Genomic DNA, 21,001 nt, shown 5'->3' with positions numbered 1-21,001 from the left:
GAAGCCGGCAGGTCGTGGAAATATTCGGGACAAACCGCGCTGCGATATCCGGCACGACGGAATGAACCGGGGAGCCAGCCATGCCGATGCCATCACCGCGCACCACCGATTGCAGCGTCGGGCGTCATCTTCCCCGGTCGCGGCACCGCGATGTAGCCGGCGTGTCGATCCAGCGCGCCGCCTGCCGTGGATGCGGGGCGACGATCACCAAATCCGCGCTGAGCCGGCGCTGGATCATATCCGGGATGCTCGGCTGACACCGGCGCCGGAACGGGGAAAGTACGATGAAGATGATGATGACGAAACCGCGTTCGGCACGCTGGCTGGCCGCGATGCTGCTGCTCGGTGTGACCTGCACGGCGAGCGCGGAGCGCCCACGCGGGCCCGAGCGTGGGTCCGCAAATGTCGACGCGATGCAGGCCCGGGAGGCTGACGATATCGCGCTGCTGCTGCACCTGCGGCCCGATCAGCGTGGCGCGCTCGTTGCGTTTCTGTCCGCCTGGGGGCCGCCTCCGCCGCCGCGCGATGGCGGGGAGGGGCCGAACATGCGCCCGGGCCCGTCGATGCCGGGTGGCGAGGATTTCGCCCGCCATCTCGAACGGTTCGAAGCGCAGGCGACTGCGCACGCAGCGCATGACCGGTCGCGCTTGATCGCAGCACGCAGCTTCTACGACAGTCTCGACACGCCCCAGCGCGCGGGGTTCGAGGCGCTGATGCGGCTTCGCCATGCGCCCCCGGGTCCGGGTGGGCCGGGCGGTCCGTTGGGGGCCGGGCCGCCACCCGGCTGATGCGGCCTGTCAGCGCGCGGGCGTCAGCGGTGCCGTCCCGAGTTGGTCGTCGCCGTTGCGCCAGGTGTCGCCGCCTGCGCGCGGCACTTCGCGACGGCGGATCGCGCCGTCGCCATTGCGGTCGAGCGCGGCGAACCGGTCGGCGGCGGCCTTGGCGAACTCCGCCCGGTCGACGCCGCGGTTGAAATCCAGATCCGCCGACGTCACCGGCTCGGGCAGGTCGAACAGACCGAAGCGGCCGGCGCCGATCCGCAAGGTCGCGTCGGCGGTGCTGGTTCGGCGGCTGGCGGCGTTGCCACGCTTGCCCGGCCCGGTGTCGGGACGTCCCGCCGATCCGCCGCGTCCTCCACCGCGGACGCGGATTTCGGGGACGAGGATATTTTCGTACCAGGCGATATCTTCAGGGTCGATCTCGCCGTCGCGGCCGCGGTCGAAATGCGCGAAGACGCGGGTTGCATCGGCCTGAAACTCGGCGCGGGTGATCCGGCCATCGCCGTCGCGGTCGGCACCCTGGAACCATAATGTCTGCGCGGCGCCGGCCTTCTGCGTCGACCGGAACGGCTCGCCCATCGGGCTGATGAACAGCTGGCCGCGGCCCTGTTGCGGGCGCTGCCGGGCAGGTCGCGCCGGCTCGGGGCTCGACTGCGCCGCCGCCGCGACATCCGGGGCAGGGGTCAGCGCGGCCAGCATCCCGCCGGCGATCACCGTCCATGCGCGCATCGACATCGGTCTTCTCCTGTTTCGGTGCCGGATCATGCCGGCAGAATGACGCGCACGATGAGACCGCCTTCGGGGCGATTTTCCAGCGTCGCGGCGCCGCCATGCGCATGCGCCACCGCGCGGACGCTGGCGAGCCCAAGGCCGGTGCCACCCGTGTCGCGGTTGCGCGACCGCTCCGCCCGGAAGAACGGCTCGAAGGCATGCGACGCATCGGCGGCGGACAGGCCCGGACCGCGATCGCCGACCTCGATCACCACCGTGTCGCGGTCGCGGTAGAGTTGGACCTCGGCATGCCCGGCATATTTGACCGCGTTGTCGACCAGATTGACTAGCAACGCCTTGAGCGCGGGGGCATCGCCGTCGATCGCGAGCGACGGACCGGGCGACAGCACCACCTGCTCGCCGCGGTCGGCATAATCGTCGGTGATGCTTTCCGCGAGCGAGCGCAGGTCGAGCCGCTGGCGGCGGACATGCCGGGTCATGTCGCGGACGAACGCCATCGCCGCGCCGATCCGCTGGCTCATCTCTTGGATATCCTCCTCGCTCGCCTCGCGGATCTCGTCCGGCGCCTTTTCGAGCCGGAGCGCGAGACGCATCAGCGGCGTGCGCAGATCGTGCGCGACCGCGGCGATCAGCGTCGTGCGATCCTCGACATAGCGATTGAGCCGCTCCTGCATGACGTTGAAGGCGGTCGCGGCCTCCATGATCTCGGGCGGTCCGGTCAGCGGGATCGGATCGGCGCGGGGGTCGCGACCGAGCCGGTCGGCGGCGGCGGCGAACAGCGCGACCGGCCTGGCAATGCGTCGTGCCAGTACCAGCGCGACCGGTGCGGCGACCGCCATCGCGACGAGGAACCACAGGATCAGCCGCGCCTGCCACAAGCCGAACGCCGGACGCGCCGGGCGGATCGTCCGCCACTGGCCGTCGGGGGCATGGACCCAGACGACGAACGCGCCGAACAGCGTGTTGTCGACGACGGACTGGGGCGGCATCTTGGGCATGCCCATCGGCATGGGCGGCCGAAACGCGCCCGCCATCAAGGGGGGACCATAGCGCCGCGCCTCGACGATCACCGCACGTGCCGGCACGCCCAGATCGGCAGCGATCACCCGGCCGAGATGACGATCACGCGCATCGCCCTGCTCGGTCGGCGGGGCGGTCGCGACCGCGATCGTCAGCAGCCCGCTCGGGTCGCGTCCGGCGCGCACGACCGAGGCGATCCGGCTGGTCGAATAGACCACCGGCGTCGGCGGCGGGACCAGCAGCACGGCGGCAAAATTGAGCAGCTGGACGAGCAGCACGGTGAACAGGATGAACGCGAAGATCCGCAGGAACAGCGGCCAGCGTCGCGGATGCCCGACCCTGGTGCCGACCGGATTCGCGCCGGCCGTGCGTGGCGGCGTGGTCACAGCCGGATCACGCGGGGAACGAAGAAATAGCCTTCGTTGCGGATCGTCCGGATGATCTCGTCCCCGCGCGAACGCAGCTTGCGTCGCAGCCGGCTGACCTGGACGTCGATCGCCCGGTCGAACGCGTCGGTATCCGGGCCCCGCGCCGCCTCCAGCAACGCGTCGCGCGCGAGGACGCGGCGCGGGCGTTCGACAAAGGCGCGCAGCACCGCAAATTCGCCATCGGTCAGGTCGACGAGCATGCCGTCGCCGTCGAGCAGTTCGTGCGCGGCGAAATCGACCCGCCAGCCGAGAAAGCCATAGCTGCGTCCGGTCTCGGCAGCCGCGCCATTGCGTTCACGCAGTGCCGCGCGGACCGTGGCGAGGATCTCGCGCGGGCTGCACGGCTTGGTGAGATAATGGCTCGCGCCGATCTCGAGCCCGAGAATTCGGTCGGGTTCGTCGCCCAGCGCGCTGAGCATGACGACGGGGGGGGCGCCCTTGCGGGTCAGGCGGCGACAGGCCGCAAGGCCGTCCTCGCCGGGCATCATCACGTCGAGCAGGATCAGCGCGATCGGATGCCGCGCGAGCGCGACGTCCATTTCCTGCGCATTGGTCGCGGTTTCGACGCGGTACCCGTGCATCCCCAGACTCTGCGCGAGCAGCGTCCGGATCGCATGGTCGTCATCGACCACGAGCAGCATCGTATCGGCGGGTTCGGGAGCGGCGCAGTGCATCGCCGGCCACTATGCCACGTATGTGTTCGCGATGTTTCAGCGATTTCGCATCATGCCACGCCACCGCCGGTCGTTGCCGGCGCGACGGATTGCGCAACATCCAGACATATGCCGGAAAGAACTGACCTGCAGGCGAGGCGCATGATTTTGACCAACAGCGTTTCCGTCGCCGTGCCCGGCCCTGATCTCCATGCCGGCACGCGAGGGGCGGATGACAGCGCGCGGATCGTCATCGTCGACGACGATCCCGGGCTGCGAGAGTTGCTGACGGGGTTTCTGGTCGATCACGGCCTGCGTGCCGAAGCCGTGGCGAGCGGCGCCGCGTTGCGGACCCGGCTCGCGCACCGTCCCTGCGATCTCGTCGTGCTCGACATGATGATGCCCGGCGAGGACGGGTTGTCGGTGCTGCGCGCGCTGACCCAGACCCAGGATCCGCCGCGCGTGATCATGTTCTCCGCGCTGTCGAGCGAGATCGACCGGGTCGTCGCGCTCGAGCTGGGCGCGGACGATTATGTCACCAAGCCGTCGAGCCCGCGGGAGATCCTCGCGCGGATCCGGTCGGTCCTGCGGCGGCAACGCGCGCAACTGGGCGTCGGCGCGTCATCCGATCCTGCCGACCCCGCGGCGACCGAGCGACCCATTGGCGCCGCAAGTCCCGTCCAGAGCCACGATCTGGTCGGCTTTGCGGGCTGGGCGCTGAACTGCCGGATGCGGACGCTGACCGCCCCCGACGGCACCAATGTCCGGCTGACCGATGGCGAGTTCCAGATGCTGCATCTGTTCGTGGCGCAACCGCAGACGATCCATTCGCGCGACGACATGATCGCGACGCTGGGGCGCAGCGACGGCCCGGCGAAGGGCCGCACGATCGACGTCAATATCAGCCGGCTGCGGCGCAAGGTGCAGCGGCACGACCGCACCGAACTGATCCGGACGGTACGTGGCAACGGCTATATCTTCATGCCGGACGTGTCTCCGCTCTGAGCGGCGGGCGGACCCAGTCGGCGCGTTGCGGGCTGCGGCCAGGAAAATAGCGTTGGGGTGGGATATTGGTGCACGCCGCGACGTTCATGTCCGACCACGGCTTCCCCAGCGTCGAATACCCGGCCTGGTGGGGGGCAAAGACGCGATCGGACAGACACTTCCATGGCCAAGACCCTTGCCGCATTGGCCAGCGACGTGCTGCGCGCCACCACCCGACCCGCGCGCGACGACGTACGAGAGGGGGTGCGCGAGGACGGCTATCTGCGGCTGGAGGATTATGGCGCGCTCGGCGACGGGCGGTCGGTCGCGCTGTCGGGTGCGGACGGGTCGATCGACTGGTGGTGCGTCCCCAATCTCGATTCGCAGCCGCTGTTCGACCGGCTGCTCGATCCGGAGGAGGGGGGACGGTTCAGCATCACCCCGACCGAGCCGTTCACCGTCGAACGGCGCTATCTGCCCGGCAGCAACGTGCTCGAGACGCTCTTCATCACGGACGGCGGCCGCGCGCGACTGACCGAGTCGATGAACAGCGGTACCGCGGGCCGGTTGCCCTGGACCGAACTCGCACGGCGGATCGACGGGCTCGACGGTGCGGTCCGGTTCAGAATCGAGATGCGCCCGGGACGCAGGGCCAGCGGGGCGAGCCCCTATCAATCGAAGATCGGCGAATATCCGGTCTTCCATGTCGACCGCGTGCTGGGGCTGTTCCTGCACAGCGACGGCGTCGTCGTGGAACGCACCGACGAGGCGGTGACGGGCGTGCTGACGGTCGCGCAGGGCCAGCGAGAGGTCGTCGCGATCGTTGCGGGTGAGGACGAGCCGCTGGTCGTGCCGACGATCGCCGATATCGACGAGCGGATCGATATCTCGGACGCGGAATGGCGGCAATGGTCGCACCGGATCGACTATGACGGCGAACGGCGCCCCGCGTTCATCCGCAGCGTCCTCGCGCTGAAGCTGCTGCTCTATTCACCGACCGGTGCGATCGCAGCCGCCGCGACCACCTCGGTTCCCGAAGGGATCGGCGGCAAGAAGAATTACGACTATCGCTACGCCTGGATCCGCGACGCCGGCTATACGATCAAGGCGTTTCTCGCCGCGGGGGCGCAGATGGAGGCCAAGGCGGCATTCACCTGGCTGTTGAAGCGGCTGGCCGAACACGGGCCGCGCGTCTGCTATACGCTCGACGGCGCGCTGGTCCCCGATCTGAGCGAAATCGACGTGCCGGGATATCGGCGGTCGAAACCCGTGCAGGTCGGCAACACCGCGACCGACCAGAACCAGCACGGCGTCTATGGCGACATATTCGAGACCGCGGCCCGCTTCGTCAGTTGTGGCAACATCCTCGATGCGTCGAGCGCCGAACTGCTGTCGCATCTCGCGGACCGGTGTGCGGACGCGTGGCGCCAGAAGGATGCCGGCATCTGGGAGCTCGAGGAGTCGCAGCATTACACCATGTCGAAGATCAGTTGCTGGCAGGCGCTGGCGCGTGCGGTCGAACTGGCGGACCAGGGGCAGTTGCCGACCACGTGCCGCGATCGCTGGTCGCGCGAACGCGACCGGATCGCGCAGTGGATCGAGGATGAATGCTGGTCCGAGACCAAGCAGGCGTTCGTCTTCTACCCCGGCAGCGACAAGCTCGACGCGTCGCTCGCGCTGGCGGTGCGGTTCGGCTTCGACGGGCGCGAGCGGCTGGAAAAGACGCTCGACGCGATCGACCGCGAACTGGGGGCGGGGCCCTATCACTATCGCTACACCGACGTGTGGGCGGAAGAGGGGTGTTTCCTGGCGTGCACCTTCTGGATGATCGAGGCCCGTGCGCTGCTTGGCCAGCGTGATCGGGCAGAGGCGGCGCTTGCGGGCATTTCCGAGGCGCTTGATCGCGGCGTCGGGATCATGACGGAGATGGCCGATCCGAAGACGGGCATGTTTCTCGGCAACCTGCCGCAGGGACTGTCGCACCTTGCGCACGTCATGGCGCTCGACGTGCTCGGCGGACAGGACGCCTGCTAGCGGCAGAGGCGGCGATACGTTTCGCCGCCTCCGCCATCAGCCTGTCGGCCCGGCGTTTCAGCCCGCATCGACGCCCTGTTTGCGCGCGCCGGTGATCATGCGCGCGGCGATTTGCCGGACCCCGGCATCATCCTTGGTCTCGTCGGTCGCCGGGTCGCCGAGATGGTCGAGGCTGGCTTCCATGAAGTCGAGCAGCCCCGGGTGCTGCGCCTCGACATATTCCATCAGTTTGAACAGCAGATGTTCCGACGCGATCTCGCGCTGGCGGGCCATGATGGCGGTGGTGTCGGTCATGTCGGATTCCATGGTGTCGGGGAGGGAGTAAAGACGGTCGCAGGGGCGGGGCGGACACCGTATCGTCCGCCCCGCCCTCAAGGCGTTTAGCGCTCCGCCACCTCGGAGGCGTCGAACTCGGCGAATGCAGCCTTGATGTCGCTCGCGCGCCCGGCGTCCGCGATATCGACCGAAACGATGATCTTGCCTTCGAGTGCGGCATCGGCGCGCGAGGCGGGCGTGGGATCATCGCCTGCAGTGTCGGCGCCGGCTCGCTCGTCGCCAGCGCTGTTGTCCGCGCCGTCGGTCGTGATGAAGATGTCGGTCCGCTCGACATTCATCTCCTGGACGAGACGTTCCACCGTCATCTCGGCTTCGCGGCGCGTGTCGAACTTGGCTTTGAGAGTGGTCGGCATCAATGGCTCCTCGGGATGCGAAAGGTCCTGCAAGACGGGCTATCGGCCGTCCTGCAACGCGTGATGACAACGCGCATCGCCGGATTTCGCCCAGCCGTTTCGAAGAATTTGACCCGGCGGCAAAGGTCGATCGCCGATTTAGAGCTCCCTCTGCCGAACCAGGCGAACAAGACCTGCTTCCGTGCGTTACACGGTGATTCCGGGAGGTGACGCCATGATGCAGGATGATGAACGCTGGATGCGCGAGGCGATCGCGATCGCCCGGTCGAAGGGATCGGATCCGTCGACCTCACCACTGGGCTGCGTGATCGTGCTCGACGGCAAGATGATCGCGGGCGAACGCAACCAGACGCACGAGCTGCCAGACGCGACCGCGCATGCCGAAATGATGGCGATCCGGCGCGCCTGCGAGGATACGGGCGAACTCGAACTGCGCGGGGCGACGCTCTACTCGACACTGCAACCCTGCGGGATGTGCACGATGGCGTCGATCTGGTCGAAGGTCGGGCGCGTCGTCTATGGCGCGGGCCGCGACGACGTGCATCCGATGTATTTCGAGGCGAAGCACGTCGACACGCTCACCTTCATCCACGACGCCTATCGCGACGATATCGTCATCGAGGGCGGGTGTCTGAAGGCCGAATGCGCCGTGCTCTATTACGGCCCCGACGCGGAGCTGCCGACCGACGAACAGGCCAATCTCTAACCTGAGGCGACGCGTCGGGTCAGGATTTGCTCAGGCTCATGCCGCCACTCCGGGCGCGTCCTGGGCGCAGTAGCGATCGACGAACGCCTGATGCGCGGGCAGCCGGTCGACCTGTTGTGCGATCCCCGCCTTCAGCTCCGCGAGCGACGATCCGAGCCGTTCGGTCGGCATCATCCGCGCGAGGCGATGCCAGTCGCGCGGCTCGAGCCGCTGGCCCAGCATGACCTGCGTCCAGGAACTGACGCGGAACAGGTCGTCGGGCGATTGATAGGCCTGCGCTGCGTCGGAAAACAGCGCGATGCGCTCCGCCAGCGTGTCGGGGATCGGCATTGCGGCGCAGGCCTTCCAGAACGGTTCGCTGCGCTGATTCAAATGATAGTGCAGGATGACGAAATCGCGCACCCCTTCGATCTCGCGCCGCGTCTGCGCGTTGAACTGCGCGACGACCGCGGGGCTGATCCCGTCGAAGGGGAAGGCGCGGAGCAGCCGGGTCAGCGCGGTCATGACGAGATGGATGCTGGTCGATTCGAGCGGTTCGACGAACCCGCCGGCGAGGCTCAGCGCGATGCAATTGCCCTCCCATGCGCGCAGGCGGCGGCCGGTCGTGAAGCGCAGCAGGCGCGGGTCGGTCAGCGGGCGACCCTGGACCGATGCCAGCAGACGATCCTGGGCCGCATCATCGGAGAGGTACTCGCTCGAATAGACGATGCCGTTGCCGACGCGGTGCTGCAGCGGGATCCGCCATTGCCAGCCGGCATCATGCGCGATCGCGCGCGTATAGGGCCGGGCGGGCTCGACCGATGACGTCTGCACTGCGAGCGCACGGTTGGCGGGCAGCCAGTGGCTCCAGTCTTCATAGCCGACGCCGAGCGCATCGCCGATCAGCAGCCCGCGAAACCCGCTGCAGTCGAGAAACAGATCGCCTGCGACACGCGATCCGTTGGCAAGGATGACCGCATCGATATGGCCGGTCTCCGCCGAGCGATCGACCCCGGCGATCCGTCCCTCGATCCGGGTCAGCCCCGCGGTCTCGCAGCGCTCGCGCAGGAAGCGGGCATAGCGGCCCGCGTCGAAATGATAGGCATAGTTGAGCTGCGGACCCTGCTGGCCGATGGTGAAGCGGCGCGCCTCCGCGGCCTGGAGCTCGAGGCAATAGTCGCCAAAGTCGCCGGCGAGACCGTTGGCGCGGGCTTCGAGCCAGAAATGCTGGAAGTCGCCCATCCAGGTGGACCGCCCGACATCGCCGAACGAATGGACATAGCGATCGTCGGGGCGTGCCCAGCCCTCGAACGCGATGCCGAGTTTGAACGTCGCGCCGGTGGCGGCCATGAACGCGCGCTCGTCGAAGCCGAGCAGCGCGTGAAAGGCCTGGACCGTGGGGATGGTCGCTTCGCCGACGCCGACGGTGCCGATCTCGTCCGATTCGATCAGCGTGACGTCGACCAGCGCGCCGAGCTGTCGTGTCAGCAGCGCTGCGGCGAGCCAGCCGGCGGTGCCGCCACCGGCGATGATCACGCGGGTCTTTGGCGGGGTATCCATCGCATATCCCTTCATCGATTGAGCCGTTGCAACAGCGTGGCGCGCAGCCTTCGCGCGGCCATCGCATCCAGCGGTGCGAGTGCGCCGCGCGCGTCTGCCGGCAGATGCGCGCCGGCGCGCGCCGCATCGCCGAAGACATAATAGTCGAACAACGCCTGCCACCCGCGCTTCTCATGCTCGGGCCGGTCGCGCAGGCTGAGCAGGCCGTGCAGCAACGTGTTCTGCGGCGTGTCCATGAAGCGCGGCGTCGGGTTCCACCAATAGTTGATCATCGCGTTGAACGGATCGAGCGCCTCGACCTGATGCCACCACAAGGCCGGGTAGATGAGCGCGTCGCCGGGCTCCATCTCAGCCACTTCGGCCACCGCCAGCGCATCGGCAAAGCCGGGATGGCGAATGAGATCGGGGGCGTCGAAATCGACCATCGAAACGACTTGGCCCGCGGGCGTCGGTTCGAGCGGCCCCGGATAGAGGTTGGCGACCTGATCGGGCGGGAAGAGCGTGAAGCGCCGCCGCCCGACCAACGTGACCGCAATGTTGTTCGACATGTCGTGATGCGCCGACGCGGTCGTCCGGTTGCCGATCCAGATGCTGACCAGCGGCGGATGCGCGATGAGTTCGGGGTCGCCGAAGGGGAGTACTGCCTGGTCGCGGAGGCCGGGGAGGTACTGATCGATGTCGGTCGAGCCGATATAGATGCTCGGCGCGGCGGCATCGTCGATGCTGGCGAGAAGCTGGTCGAGATAGGCGGACAGCGATCCGCGCTCGCGGGTGAAGTTGAGCGCGGTGCAGTCGGCCGTGTATCCGAAGCGGCCGCCGATGGCGGGGTCACCGATATAGGCCGTCACCGGCTGGCCGCCATCGAACTGCTTGAGCCAGGCGACCGCGGCCGCGGGACCCTGACGGGCCGCGGCGACGAGCGGGACGTCGCGGGCAAGACCGCGCAGTATCGTCGGGCGGCCCTCCGCGATCAGATCGGCGACGGGCAGGGGCCGCGCGTCCGCCCCTTCGATCACGCGGGTCCGGCGGGTGATGGCGGGCACCGGGGTCAACCGACTGCCGCGAGCCGCTGTTGCTTGTGTGCAATCAGCTGCTGGATATTGCCGAGCGATGACGCGGCAAGGATCGCGAGCCGCAGGATACCCGAGCGGTGCAATTGTTCGAGCGGCGGGCCGTTCAGCGCCGCAAGCTGCTCGAGGTCGACGACGAGCACGTCGGGTACGGTGTAGCGGCGCTCGTCGCTGACATCGATCGTGAGCGTGACCGGCGCGAGCAGGCCGGCCTCGTCGAGCGCGGCATAGGCGGCGGGTGCGGAGTCCATCCCCTCGTACAGCAGCCGTAATACACCGGTGACATGATCGAGATAGGGCGTGTTGCCGCCATGCTCGAGGAACAGCGGCAGACCCGCCGGGTCACCGACGCGCGGATCGTCGAGATCGACCTGCAGCATGGCCTCGCCGACATCGTCCGGTGCGGACCGGGTCATGCCGATCGAGAAGGGACCGCGCCGGTGGCTGGCGGGAACGTAGCGGCTCGTCCAATGCTCGTCGGCGAGAAACAGATTCTCGTCGCGGTCGAGCCCCAGCAGCGCATAGGCCTGAAGACCTTCGTCGCGGCGGCGGAACACGATTGCGAATTCGCGTTGCAGTTCCTCGAATTCGGCGGGGAAGACCAGCGCCTGATTGGCCGCGTCATTGAATGCGGCGCCGGCGCGCGGGCTGACGCGCAGGTCGGCATGATCGATATTGTTGATCTGTACGGGGTTCATCCGCTCCGGTCCCTTTTTGTCCGGGTCTATCAGCCAGGCGGCGTCGGACAACAGGAAAAGGCCGCGGCACGGTGCTGCGGCCCTTCCATTGTCCGATGCGGTGGCCGGCGCGCGCCGAGGCGCACGCCGGCCTGTGCTCAGAAGCGGTAGCGCGCGCCCAGATAGAAGCGCGGCTTCAGTTCCTGCACATAGACCAGATTGGTCTCGGTGCGGGCATATTGGCGGAACGGCTCGCTCGTCAGATTGACCGCCTCGAGCGAGATCGAGAAGCTCTGCGCGATGTCGTAGCTGATGCTCGCGTCGAGCGTCCCGAAGGCTGCGGTGAAGAGCGGGTTGCGGTTGCCGCCCTGGTTGGTGCCCGACAGATATTTGTCGCGCCAGTTGTACGAGACACGCGCCGAAAGCCCGTTCTTATCATAGATGCCGGTCAGGTTCGCGCTGTCGCCGAGGCCGGTCAGTGCGAAGATGTTGACGTTGGGATCGGCATAGGGATCGACGTTCACGTCGCCATTGACCTTGGTGTACGACACCGCAAAGCCGAAGCCGGTCTGGCCGAAGAAGTTGGTCCAGGCGACTTCGAACCCGTGGATGTTGCCCTCGCGGTTGTTGACCGGCCCGCTGATCGCGAACTCGAACAGGGGATCGTTGGGATCGGCGACGATATCGACCGCATTGGCCAGATCGACGACGAACTGCGTCCTCAGGCCACCCGTCGCGGGATCGATGTTGTTCTGGAACGCGGCGGATGCGGCCGCCTGGTTGCCGTTATTCTGCGTCAGCAACGCGGTGTAGGAGAACAGGTTGATATCGCTGAGCGGCAGGCCGTTGGCCTGGAGATAGGCCAGCGCGGTACCCGAGCGCGAACCGGCCGCGCCCGAACCCGGGTCACGCAGCCCGAACAGATTGCCGCTGGTGACCTGGTTGCCGATGAAGTTGCGGACGTCCTTGTTGAAGAAGCCGACCGACACGAAGCTCGTCGGCTTGTAATACCATTCGAGCGACACGTCGAAATTGTCCGAGACCAGCGGCAACAGCGCCGGATCCTGACGCGTTGCGCCCGCAGGGGCCGCACCGAGCGCGGTCGGGCGGTTCGGCGCCCCGGCGCTGACGGAGGCAAAGAGGTTGCCATAGTCGGGACGGGCGAGCGTGCGGCTGAACGAGGCGCGCGCCATGACGTTGTCGATCGGTTCGATGTTGAAATCGAGCGATGGCAACAGATTGTCGTAGCTCGCCTTGACCGTGACGGCGCCGCTGGGCGGCCCGCCATCGACCGCGAAGTCATTGTCCTGCGACCAGCGAATGCCGCTCGGCACCGACTGGATGCCGATCGACTTGACCCGCGTCTTTTCATAGCGGGCGCCGATCAGCGCATTGGCGCGGCGTCCGCCGAGTTCACCGGCCCAGGTGATCTGGCCATAGGCCGCCCAGGTCTTCTCACCGACGGTATCGTCCGAGGACGGGCTCGGCGAGACCGCGTTGCCGCGGGCGGCGTAGAAAGGCTCGAAGACGTCGAGCAGATCGACCGCGTTGGCGCGGAAGGCGACCAGTGACGAGCCTGTCGACTTCGGATCATATTTGTCGAACTTGCAGGTCAGGCAGAAGGTGTCGACGAGATCGCCGGCTAGTTCTGCGACGCGACCGGTATCCGTGATGCCCCAGTCGCCGAGGGTCTGGATCGTGTTGACCGTGGTCGAGCGCATGTTCGCATCGATATAATTGCCGCCGACGTTGAACTTGCTGCCCCCGCCCAGGTCCCAGGCGACGTCGCCGCCGAACTGGTTGATCCGGGCTTCCTGGGTCGACGTGATCTTCCGTGCGACCTGGCTACCCAGATCCGCGATGTCGAGCGTGTTGTTGCAGTTGCCGCCGCGACCACCGTTGGTTGCGGTGCAGTCGTTGATCGTCTCGGACTGCTGCGGGAAGCCGGTGGTGAAATCAACCTTGTGCGAGGAGCGTACCGGCGCACCGATCGAGATCGTCGTCGCCGAGGTTCCGTTCGCGTTATCCGGATTGGTCTTCGACTTGGCATGGTTGGCGTCGAGCGTCAGTCGCAGGTTGTCTGTGAAGTCCCACTTCACATTGCCACCGACCGAATAGAGCTCGGTCTTGGTCGCGAAACGCTGCTGCTCGTAACCCTTGTCCGCCTGGATCGACTCGGCGAGGATGACCGCGCTCTGCATCTGCTTGTTGTCGTCGAAGGTGACTTCGGTGAACGGGCGCTGGAACCAGTTGGTCTGCTCGCTACGCTCTTCGCTCAGCTTGTTGCGGGCATACATGCCGTCGATCGAGATTTCGAAGCGGTCGGACGGCTTGAACTGGATGTTGGCCTGGCCGTTCAGACGCTCGCGGCGGTTCTCGGAGAACTGGTACCGGCTGTCGTTCGGTATCTGGACATATTCGGTCGTCGGGCGATTGGTGATCACCGTCGTCGGCCGGATATAGGCGCCCGCCGTGTTGAGGAAATCGGCCAGCGGCACGATGTTCCAGTAATTGGGGTTGGACTGAACCGAAGCGGATTCGCGCAGCTGATAGCTGCCGAACACATTGACGCCGAAGGTTTCGTTCGGGTTCTTGTAGTTGATGAGGCCGGACAGCTCTGGCGTGATCTTGCTCAGATCGCCCTCAGCCTTCTCGACCGAGCTGTCATACAGCCCCTTGGCACCGATCGACCCCGAAAGGCCGCTCTCGTTCGACGACAGCGGTCGGCGGGTGACGACGTTGATCGCCGCACCGATGCCCCCCGACGGGATGTTGGCGCGGCCGGTCTTGTAGACCTCGAGCGTGGCGACACCCTCGGATGCTAGGTTCTGGAAATCGAACGAACGACCCGTGCCGGTCGCAAACGCGTTGCCGGTGCTCGTGTCGATGCTGGTCGCCGGAAGCTGGCGGCCGTTCAGGGTGACGAGATTGAAGCCGCCGCTGAAGCCGCGGACGGCGACCTGCGAGCCTTCGCCGTTGGCGCGGCTGATGGAGACGCCGGTGACGCGCTGCAGCGATTCCGCGAGGTTGGTGTCGGGGAACTTGCCGATGTCCTCGGCCGAGATGGCGTCGACGACGCCTGCCGAATTGCGCTTGATGTCGATAGCGCGACCAAGGCTGGCGCGGATGCCGGTGATGACGATCTCGTCCCCGGGGGCCGATTGCGGATCCTGGCTCGCGGTCTGCCCTGCGTCTTGCGCGGTGGATGTCGCCGGAAGCGCTGGCTGCGCGGCAGTCGCAGGCGACCCTGTCTCGGTGCCTGGCGCCATTTGCGCGAAGGTATGTGCCGGATTCAGCAGGCAAACGGCAACTGTGGCAATCGAACTCGAACGCACGAGTGCATTGAGTATGGACGAACCCCTCATCATTCTCTCCCCCTTTGCGGCATGACCGCAGCCCTTTCGAAACCGCTCTTATTGGCGGTGTGTGATAGGGCTACCATGGGCACGAATACTGTCAACGGTAATCTGTATTCTGTGTCGCGTATTTTAGACACAGTGGCAGTAAAGCCATAGCCGATAAAATAACTTAAATATGATTATTTAATACTTGAGACGGAGAGAGTCCCGCCCCGTCATAGAAAAGCGGGGCGGGGCCTGTTCTGACAGGTTCAGACCAGCCAAAGGAACGGGCGAACTGGTCGCCCGGTCCGGCGGCACGGGCGGGGGACCGGCGCGACCGTCATGCCGGGCGGGGGCTCAGCGCTGCGGCGTGGTGAACAGCGCCAGCGGCACCGCGGCACCCATCGCCCGATAGCCCGCTTCGGACGGGTGAAGATGATCGCCGGAGTCGAATGCCGGCGCGAGACGGTCGGGACGGCGCGGATCGCGCATCACCCGGTCAAAGTCGATCACCGCATCAAACACGCCCGAGTTGCGGATGAAGCTGTTGACCGCCTGGCGATCGGCCTCGAGCGCGGCGTCCGGGTGGTAATAGTCATTGCCGCCGAACGGCATCACCGTGCCGCCGATGATCTTGATCCCATGTGCATGCGCGCGGTCGGCCAGCTGGCGGAAGCCGGCGGTCAGTTGCGCGACGAGCGCCGCATGGTCTTGGGGCGATGCCGGGGCGTCGCGCGTCAAGACGCCGAGATCGTTCACCCCTTCGAGCAGGATCACCCAGCCGACGCCGCTGCGCGCGATCACATCGCGATCGAACCGGGCAACAAGGTTGGGACCGAGCCCGTCGAGCAATATCCGGTTGCCGCCGATGCCGGCATTGACGACGCCGAGCGTGCGTGTCGCCGGCGCCGCGCGCAGCCGCTCGGCGAGAATGTCGGGCCAGCGGGTGTTGCGTTCCGGGGCGACGCCATAGCCATCGGTGATCGAATCGCCGATCGTGACGATCGTCGTCGGGCGTGCCGCGCCGGTGACCTGGGCGACGCGGGGCCCCGCGACCTCGACATCGGCGAGCGCATACCAGTGTGGCGTCGCGGTCGCGCCTGCGAGAAGCGGGTCGGCGACGTGATTGCCCGCGACCGTGAAGCTGGTGGCCCGCGCACCGGGATGCCCGGTCTGGGGCGTGGCGGGATCGGGCAGATAGAGGCTGACGGCGAGGTCGGCCCCGGGTGCGAGCGCGAGCGCGATTGGATCCGAATAAATCTCCCCACCCGCCGGGATGACCGCGGTCACCTGTCCGGCAAAGCGCAGTGTCGTGCCGCCCGCGATACGCGCGGTGCCGAGAGCGGTCGGCCGGGCAATATGCGCCGCGCCGATCCGGAGCGGCTGCGTGCCGAACGCGTTGGACAGCCGCACGCGGACCTGTGTGCCTCCAGCCGACAGACGGACGACCTGTCGGAGCGTGAGCGCGCCGGCCCGATCGGCCGGCAGCGCATTGTCGCCGGTCGCGACCATCTGCGCAGAGCCCCAGCTCCCGGTCCACCGCTGAGCCGGCGCGGCGCGCTGGGCATCCGCGCCGGTCGCGAGCAATGCTGCCAACAGCCACGCCGTCGGCCTGGCGACCGAAGATCCTACCGTCATCGCGCTCTCCATTCGGTTGCGAAGGCCGCTCATTGCGGATTGCCCGGGGCAAAGGCGGGGCGCTGCGCCTTGTACCAGTCGAGGTCGTGCGCGGGGGCAGCGGCGCCGGCCGGCAGCGACCGGCCGTTCACCGACATCCAATAGGCGAGGCTGGCGTCGCGCCACCACCGCGCCTCGCGCTCCTGGATGTCCAGATAGGTCGCGGTCTTGGCCCAGCGTTCTGCATCGACCTGGCCGCGCAGTCCGTCCCAGCGCTGGCGCATGTCCGCGACATAGCCGACGCCGCGGTCATAATCATGGACCATCTCGGCCCAGAGGCTGCGCCCCGACGCCATCGGCCGGTCCCATGACACGTGATGGAACCACAGCAGGTCACGCTCCGGCGTCGTCGCGGGATCGGCGAGACGGCGGGCGAGTTCCGGCGCATATTGCGCGACGGCGTTGCTGCCGGTGCGCGTCCGGTCGAAGCCGATTCCGGCCTTGTCCGCGCGGTGATAATAGACCGGATTCCATTCCGGACGCTTCAGGTCGGCGACCCACGGGCCGGGGCCATAATGATGGCCCGTCGCCATGACGTGCGCGAGCCCGAGCGGCGTCATATAGTCGACCACCGCCTCGCGCGAGCCCATCATCATGTCCGTCACCGGTACGACGATCGCGGGGTTCGGCCCGAAGGTCATCGCCGCCCATTCGCGCGCAACCGGCTGTGCACCGATCGTCGGATCCCAGGCCATCCGCCCGAACGCGAACCAGTTCGCCTGATTGAACGTCGATCCGGCCCAGTCGCGGTCGCGGCCGATATTGGCGACTCCCGCCATGCCGGTCAGCGCGTGGCGATTGACGCCGCCCTCGACGATCTGGGCGACCGTCGCACGCTTGCCGCCGGCGAAGGTCTCGCTGCCCAGCGTCTCGGCGAAGAGCGGCCCAAGATAGGCGAGGTGCGTCGCAAAGCCGAGATATTCCTTCGTGATCTGGAACTCCAGCATCAGCGGTGTCCTGGGCATTGCCCCGAACAGCGGATGGAACGGCTCGCGCGGCTGGAAGTCGATCGCGCCGTTTTTGACCTGGACGATGACGTTTGCGGCGAACTTGCCGTCGAGCGGCTTGAACTCGGTATAGGCCTGTTTCGCGCGGTCGTCAGGGTCGGTGTCGGCATAGACGAACGCCCGCCACATCACGATGCCGCCATGCGGTGCGACTGCCGCTGCGAGCATGTTCGCGCCGTCCGCGTGGCTGCGGTGATAATCGCGTGGTCCCGGCTGCCCCTCGCTATTGGCCTTGACGAGGAAGCCCCCGAAATCGGGAATCGCGCGGTAGATCTCGTCGCTCTTCGCCTTCCACCAGGCCGCAACCTGCGGGTCGAGCGGGTCCGCCGTCTTCAGCTTGCCAAGCTCGATCGGCGCGGAGAACCGGGCCGACAGATAGACCTTGATGCCATAGGGGCGGAAGACATCGGCGAGTGCGGCCGCCTTGGCGATATAGCTGGCGGACAGGCTGTCGGGCTTGGCGTTGACGTTGTTGAGGACGGTGCCGTTGATGCCGATCGACGCATTGGCGCGCGCATAGTCGGTGTAGCGGGGATCCTTGAAGTCGGGCAGCGTCCACCAGTCCCAGAGCGACTGGCCGGCATAGCCGCGCTCGACCACGCCATCGAGATTGTCCCAGTGGTTCAGCACGCGCAGCTTTACCCGCGGCGTCGAAGCGAGCGCGATCCGGTCGATCTGCCCGCCGGTCTGGATGTGGCGCAGCAGCGCGAAGCTGCCGTAGAGCACGCCGCGGTCGGTACGCGCGGTCACCAGCGTGACGTCGCGGCCGCCGAGACGCACCTGCCGCACGATATAGCCTTCGTCGCCAAGGTCTTTCAGCGGCAGGCCGAGCCGGCCGACGTCAGCGTCTGCCGAGGTCGCCAGCAGGATCGGATGCGGGCTCGGACCCATGGCAAAAGCGTGCCCGGTCAGCCCCGCGAGACCGCGGCGAAGCTCGTCCGCGGCGGCGCGCAACGTCGCCGATTGGCCGCGCACTTCGACCGATTCGGCATCCCGACCGAGCGCCGTCGCCGCCTCTTTCGCCAGGGGACGGTAGCGCATCCAGAGGTCGTAGCCGTCCTCTGCCTGCGCCCCGGTCGTACTTGCCATCGCAACCGCGACCGCCACGCAAAGCCAACGCACTCGCATCATTCTTTCCTCTCCCGGCACAGCCTCCCGCATTGACAACGGGTCTGCTTGTCGAACATGTTATCGCTATCACGATGACGGCATCGACAGCAATGCCGCGTTTGAAGACAGGAGACGATGGGTGACCGGCACGAGTTTCAGGACAATCGCGACCAGTCGCCGCGGCATGCTCCGCTGGCTGGGTTCGGCGTCGCTCGCAACTTTGACGTCCGGTCTGGCCCCCGGACTGGCAGCCGCCGCGAAGGAGTCGCCCGTCTACAAGGATCCCCGCGCGCCCGTCGACCTGCGGGTCCGCGATCTCATGGGGCGGATGACACTCGACGAGAAAGTGGCGCAGCTGATCACGCTGTCGACGACGAAGCGGCAGGTGATGGATGATGCGCTGCGTTTCGACCCGGCGCGCGCCGATACGGCCTATCCCAATGGCATCGGCCAGATCGCGCGGCCTTCCGACCGGGGCGGGGCCGCCACCGCCGCGAACACGGCCGCTGCCGTTACCGGCCGCTGGCGTGCGCCGGCGGATACGATCGCGTTCGTCAACGCGGCGCAGCGCTGGGCGACGACCCGCACGCGGCTGGGCATTCCGATCCTGTTCCACGAGGAGGCGCTGCACGGCTTCATGGCGCCGGAGGCGACCAGCTTCCCGCAGGCGATCGCGCTGGCGGGATCGTTCGACCGCGACCTCGTTCGCCGGGTCAACGCGGTGATCGCGCGCGAGGTGCGGGCGCACGGCACGGTGCTGGCGCTGTCGCCGGTCGTCGACATCGCCCGTGACCCGCGCTGGGGCCGGATCGAGGAGACGTTCGGCGAGGACCCCTATCTGTGCGGGGAAATGGGCGTCGCGGCGGTGATCGGCCTGCAGGGCGAGGGCAAGACGCTGGCACCCGGCAAGGTGTTCGCGACGCTCAAGCACATGACCGGGCACGGCCAGCCCGAAAGCGGCGAGAATGTCGCCCCCGCGCCAATCGCCGAACGCGAACTGCGCGAGAATTTCTTCCCGCCGTTTCGCGCGGTCGTCGCGCGGACCGGGATCGGCGCGGTGATGCCGTCGTATAACGAGATCGACGGTGTCCCGAGCCACGCCAATCGCTGGCTGCTGAACGACGTGCTGCGCGGCGAATGGGGCTTCGACGGGGCGATCGTCAGTGATTATGCGGCGATCGGCGAACTCGCATCGTTGCATCACATCGCCGCGGACAAGGCTGAAGCGGCGCGCCTCGCATTGGCGGCGGGCGTCGATTCGGACCTGCCGGACGGCGAGGCCTATCGCTCGCTCGCCGATCAGGTCCGCGGCGGTCGGGTGGCGATCGAGGCGGTCGATGCCGCGTGCCGGCGGATGCTGACGCTGAAGATGCGGTCGGGGATGTTCGAACAGGTGATCGTCGATCCGCAAGCGGCGGCGCGGATGACCGGCAATGCGGAGGCGCGCGCGCTGGCGCTCGAGGCGGCGCGGCGATCGATCGCGCTGCTCGTGAACGACGGTGTCCTGCCGCTCACCCCGGGCGCGCACAAGCGCGTCGCCGTGATCGGCCCGAACGCAGCCGTCGCGCGGCTCGGTGGCTATTCGTCGATCCCCAAGGCAACCGTGTCGTTGCTCGAGGGGGTTCGTGCGCGGTTGAAGGGCAAGGCCGAAGTCGTTCATGCGCAGGGCGTCTTCATCACGCAGAGCGAGGACCGCTCCGCCAACGAAGTGCTGCTGGCCGATCCGGCGCGCAACCGGGACCTGATCGCCGAGGCGGTGACCGTCGCCAGCACCGCGGACGTCATTTTGCTTGCGGTCGGCGACACCGAGCAGACGAGCCGGGAGGGCTATGCCAAGACGCATCTCGGCGATCGCACCAGCCTCGACCTGCTCGGCGAGCAGAATGCGCTGTTCGCGGCGATGAAGGCGACGGGGAAGCCCGTCATCGTGGTCGCGATCAACGGGCGCCCGCCATCCTGGCCGAGCGTGACGGCGCAGGCCAATGCGGTGCTCGAATGCTGGTATGTCGGGCAGGAGGGGGGCACCGCGATCGCGGAGGCGCTGTTCGGGGACATCAACCCCGGTGCGAAGCTTCCGGTGACGGTCGCGCGGTCGACGGGGCAGCTGCCGGTCTTCTACGACGCGAAGCCCTCCGCGCGTCGCGGCTATCTGTTCGACACGACCGCGCCGCTGTTCCCGTTCGGGTTCGGGCTCAGCTACACCAAGTTCGAGATCGGTGCGCCGCGCCTGTCGTCGGCGAAGATCGGGATCGCGGGCACGGTCACCGTGTCGGTCGACATCGCCAATGTCGGTGCGCGCGCGGGCGACGAGGTCGTCCAGCTCTATGTGCGCGATCAGGTGTCGTCCGTCGCGCGACCGATCCTCGAGCTCAAGGGCTTCGAACGCGTGACGCTGGCCCCCGGCGAGCGCCGGACGGTCCAGTTCACGCTCGGCCCGGACGCGTTCCGGTTCTTCGACATCACGATGCGCGAGGTGGTCGAGCCGGGTCTGTTCGACATTTCCGTTGGTGCCGACTCGACGCGCCTCAAGACCGCTATTCTCGAAATCGCCTGAA

General features: G+C 67.3%; 17 protein-coding genes. 6 read left to right on the top strand and 11 right to left on the bottom strand.

The annotated features are described in order from the left end of the window. Positions 1-80 precede the first annotated feature (80 nt). On the top strand, positions 81-257 hold the full coding sequence (locus IFT54_RS08760) for a hypothetical protein (protein WP_192070341.1): 177 nt from the start codon (positions 81-83) through the stop codon (positions 255-257). Positions 258-284: 27 nt separating this feature from the next. Next, a complete protein-coding gene (locus IFT54_RS08755) occupies positions 285-788 on the top strand; it encodes a Spy/CpxP family protein refolding chaperone (protein ID WP_192070340.1) in 504 nt (167 codons plus the stop codon). 9 nt (positions 789-797) lie between these two features. On the opposite strand, the gene IFT54_RS08750 is transcribed toward IFT54_RS08755, so the two are convergent. The 3 genes from IFT54_RS08750 to IFT54_RS08740 are packed head-to-tail and all read right to left on the bottom strand — an operon-like array spanning position 798 to position 3,633. Further along, positions 798-1,514: a hypothetical protein gene (locus IFT54_RS08750; RefSeq protein ID WP_192070339.1), complete on the bottom strand. Its 717-nt coding sequence runs from the start codon at positions 1,512-1,514 to the stop codon at positions 798-800. Between the two features lie 26 nt (positions 1,515-1,540). Further along, complete coding sequence (locus IFT54_RS08745) at positions 1,541-2,917, bottom strand: ATP-binding protein (RefSeq protein ID WP_192070338.1); 1,377 nt, start codon at positions 2,915-2,917, stop codon at positions 1,541-1,543. Then, positions 2,914-3,633, bottom strand: a complete 720-nt coding sequence (locus tag IFT54_RS08740; RefSeq protein ID WP_031441087.1) for a response regulator — start codon at positions 3,631-3,633, stop codon at positions 2,914-2,916. The genes IFT54_RS08745 and IFT54_RS08740 overlap by 4 nt, the downstream gene beginning before the upstream one ends. Positions 3,634-3,774: 141 nt before the next feature. On the opposite strand from IFT54_RS08740, the gene IFT54_RS08735 reads away from it, so the two are divergent. Both IFT54_RS08735 and IFT54_RS08730 read left to right on the top strand, forming a co-directional pair. Next, positions 3,775-4,617 carry a response regulator gene (locus IFT54_RS08735; protein WP_192070337.1) on the top strand — a complete coding sequence of 281 codons (843 nt, stop codon included), beginning with the start codon at positions 3,775-3,777 and terminating at the stop codon, positions 4,615-4,617. A 162-nt stretch (positions 4,618-4,779) separates the two neighbouring features. Beyond that, complete coding sequence (locus tag IFT54_RS08730) at positions 4,780-6,630, top strand: glycoside hydrolase family 15 protein (protein ID WP_192070336.1); 1,851 nt, start codon at positions 4,780-4,782, stop codon at positions 6,628-6,630. A 57-nt stretch (positions 6,631-6,687) separates the two neighbouring features. On the opposite strand, the gene IFT54_RS08725 is transcribed toward IFT54_RS08730, so the two are convergent. Both IFT54_RS08725 and IFT54_RS08720 read right to left on the bottom strand, forming a co-directional pair. Beyond that, complete coding sequence (locus IFT54_RS08725; RefSeq protein WP_037528414.1) at positions 6,688-6,924, bottom strand: hypothetical protein; 237 nt, start codon at positions 6,922-6,924, stop codon at positions 6,688-6,690. 86 nt (positions 6,925-7,010) lie between these two features. Then, a complete protein-coding gene (locus tag IFT54_RS08720) occupies positions 7,011-7,319 on the bottom strand; it encodes a hypothetical protein (protein ID WP_192070335.1) in 309 nt (102 codons plus the stop codon). Positions 7,320-7,533: 214 nt separating this feature from the next. Here IFT54_RS08720 and IFT54_RS08715 point away from each other — a divergent pair, with 214 nt between their 5' ends. Further along, positions 7,534-8,025, top strand: coding sequence for a nucleoside deaminase (locus tag IFT54_RS08715; RefSeq protein ID WP_192070334.1), 492 nt, complete (start codon positions 7,534-7,536; stop codon positions 8,023-8,025). 36 nt (positions 8,026-8,061) lie between these two features. On the opposite strand, the gene IFT54_RS08710 is transcribed toward IFT54_RS08715, so the two are convergent. The 6 genes from IFT54_RS08710 to IFT54_RS08685 all read right to left on the bottom strand — a co-directional run bounded on the left by IFT54_RS08710 (position 8,062) and on the right by IFT54_RS08685 (position 18,464). After that, positions 8,062-9,564 (bottom strand): tryptophan halogenase family protein, encoded by a 1,503-nt coding sequence (locus IFT54_RS08710; RefSeq protein WP_192070333.1) that lies wholly within the window; start codon positions 9,562-9,564, stop codon positions 8,062-8,064. 11 nt (positions 9,565-9,575) lie between these two features. Next, complete coding sequence (locus IFT54_RS08705; RefSeq protein ID WP_342354793.1) at positions 9,576-10,580, bottom strand: cupin-like domain-containing protein; 1,005 nt, start codon at positions 10,578-10,580, stop codon at positions 9,576-9,578. Positions 10,581-10,612: 32 nt separating this feature from the next. Then, entirely contained in the window at positions 10,613-11,332 is a 720-nt protein-coding gene (locus IFT54_RS08700; protein WP_192070331.1) for a SapC family protein, read from the bottom strand. A gap of 137 nt (positions 11,333-11,469) precedes the next feature. Further along, positions 11,470-14,580, bottom strand: a complete 3,111-nt coding sequence (locus tag IFT54_RS08695) for a TonB-dependent receptor (RefSeq protein ID WP_244648738.1) — start codon at positions 14,578-14,580, stop codon at positions 11,470-11,472. A gap of 429 nt (positions 14,581-15,009) precedes the next feature. Continuing rightward, the gene (locus IFT54_RS08690) at positions 15,010-16,290 is read right to left on the bottom strand and encodes an SGNH/GDSL hydrolase family protein (protein ID WP_192070330.1); all 1,281 of its coding nucleotides are present in this window, start codon (positions 16,288-16,290) and stop codon (positions 15,010-15,012) included. A gap of 29 nt (positions 16,291-16,319) precedes the next feature. Then, positions 16,320-18,464, bottom strand: a complete 2,145-nt coding sequence (locus tag IFT54_RS08685) for an alpha-glucuronidase family glycosyl hydrolase (RefSeq protein ID WP_446740668.1) — start codon at positions 18,462-18,464, stop codon at positions 16,320-16,322. A gap of 166 nt (positions 18,465-18,630) precedes the next feature. Here IFT54_RS08685 and IFT54_RS08680 point away from each other — a divergent pair, with 166 nt between their 5' ends. Beyond that, positions 18,631-21,000, top strand: coding sequence for a glycoside hydrolase family 3 N-terminal domain-containing protein (locus tag IFT54_RS08680; RefSeq protein WP_192070539.1), 2,370 nt, complete (start codon positions 18,631-18,633; stop codon positions 20,998-21,000). The last annotated feature ends 1 nt before the right edge of the window (position 21,001 follow it).

Source organism: Sphingomonas sp. CFBP 13714 (assembly GCF_014842205.1).
In the GTDB taxonomy this organism is placed as follows: domain Bacteria; phylum Pseudomonadota; class Alphaproteobacteria; order Sphingomonadales; family Sphingomonadaceae; genus Sphingomonas; species Sphingomonas aerolata.
Note: the sequence above shows the minus strand (reverse complement) of the source record. Positions and strands in the feature narration are given on the sequence as shown.

Excerpts from the sequence above, each read along its gene's own strand:
- IFT54_RS08735 (WP_192070337.1), top strand. The coding sequence starts at position 3,775 with ATGATTTTGACCAACAGCGTTTCCGTCGCCGTGCCCGGCCCTGATCTC.
- IFT54_RS08690 (WP_192070330.1), bottom strand. The coding sequence starts at position 16,290 with ATGACGGTAGGATCTTCGGTCGCCAGGCCGACGGCGTGGCTGTTGGCA.
- IFT54_RS08715 (WP_192070334.1), top strand. The coding sequence starts at position 7,534 with ATGATGCAGGATGATGAACGCTGGATGCGCGAGGCGATCGCGATCGCC.
- IFT54_RS08685 (WP_446740668.1), bottom strand. The coding sequence starts at position 18,464 with ATGCGAGTGCGTTGGCTTTGCGTGGCGGTCGCGGTTGCGATGGCAAGT.
- IFT54_RS08740 (WP_031441087.1), bottom strand. The coding sequence starts at position 3,633 with ATGCACTGCGCCGCTCCCGAACCCGCCGATACGATGCTGCTCGTGGTC.
- IFT54_RS08720 (WP_192070335.1), bottom strand. The coding sequence starts at position 7,319 with ATGCCGACCACTCTCAAAGCCAAGTTCGACACGCGCCGCGAAGCCGAG.
- IFT54_RS08695 (WP_244648738.1), bottom strand. The coding sequence starts at position 14,580 with ATGGCGCCAGGCACCGAGACAGGGTCGCCTGCGACTGCCGCGCAGCCA.
- IFT54_RS08750 (WP_192070339.1), bottom strand. The coding sequence starts at position 1,514 with ATGTCGATGCGCGCATGGACGGTGATCGCCGGCGGGATGCTGGCCGCG.
- IFT54_RS08710 (WP_192070333.1), bottom strand. The coding sequence starts at position 9,564 with ATGGATACCCCGCCAAAGACCCGCGTGATCATCGCCGGTGGCGGCACC.
- IFT54_RS08700 (WP_192070331.1), bottom strand. The coding sequence starts at position 11,332 with ATGAACCCCGTACAGATCAACAATATCGATCATGCCGACCTGCGCGTC.
- IFT54_RS08680 (WP_192070539.1), top strand. The coding sequence starts at position 18,631 with ATGCTCCGCTGGCTGGGTTCGGCGTCGCTCGCAACTTTGACGTCCGGT.
- IFT54_RS08730 (WP_192070336.1), top strand. The coding sequence starts at position 4,780 with ATGGCCAAGACCCTTGCCGCATTGGCCAGCGACGTGCTGCGCGCCACC.
- IFT54_RS08760 (WP_192070341.1), top strand. The coding sequence starts at position 81 with ATGCCGATGCCATCACCGCGCACCACCGATTGCAGCGTCGGGCGTCAT.
- IFT54_RS08755 (WP_192070340.1), top strand. The coding sequence starts at position 285 with ATGAAGATGATGATGACGAAACCGCGTTCGGCACGCTGGCTGGCCGCG.
- IFT54_RS08725 (WP_037528414.1), bottom strand. The coding sequence starts at position 6,924 with ATGACCGACACCACCGCCATCATGGCCCGCCAGCGCGAGATCGCGTCG.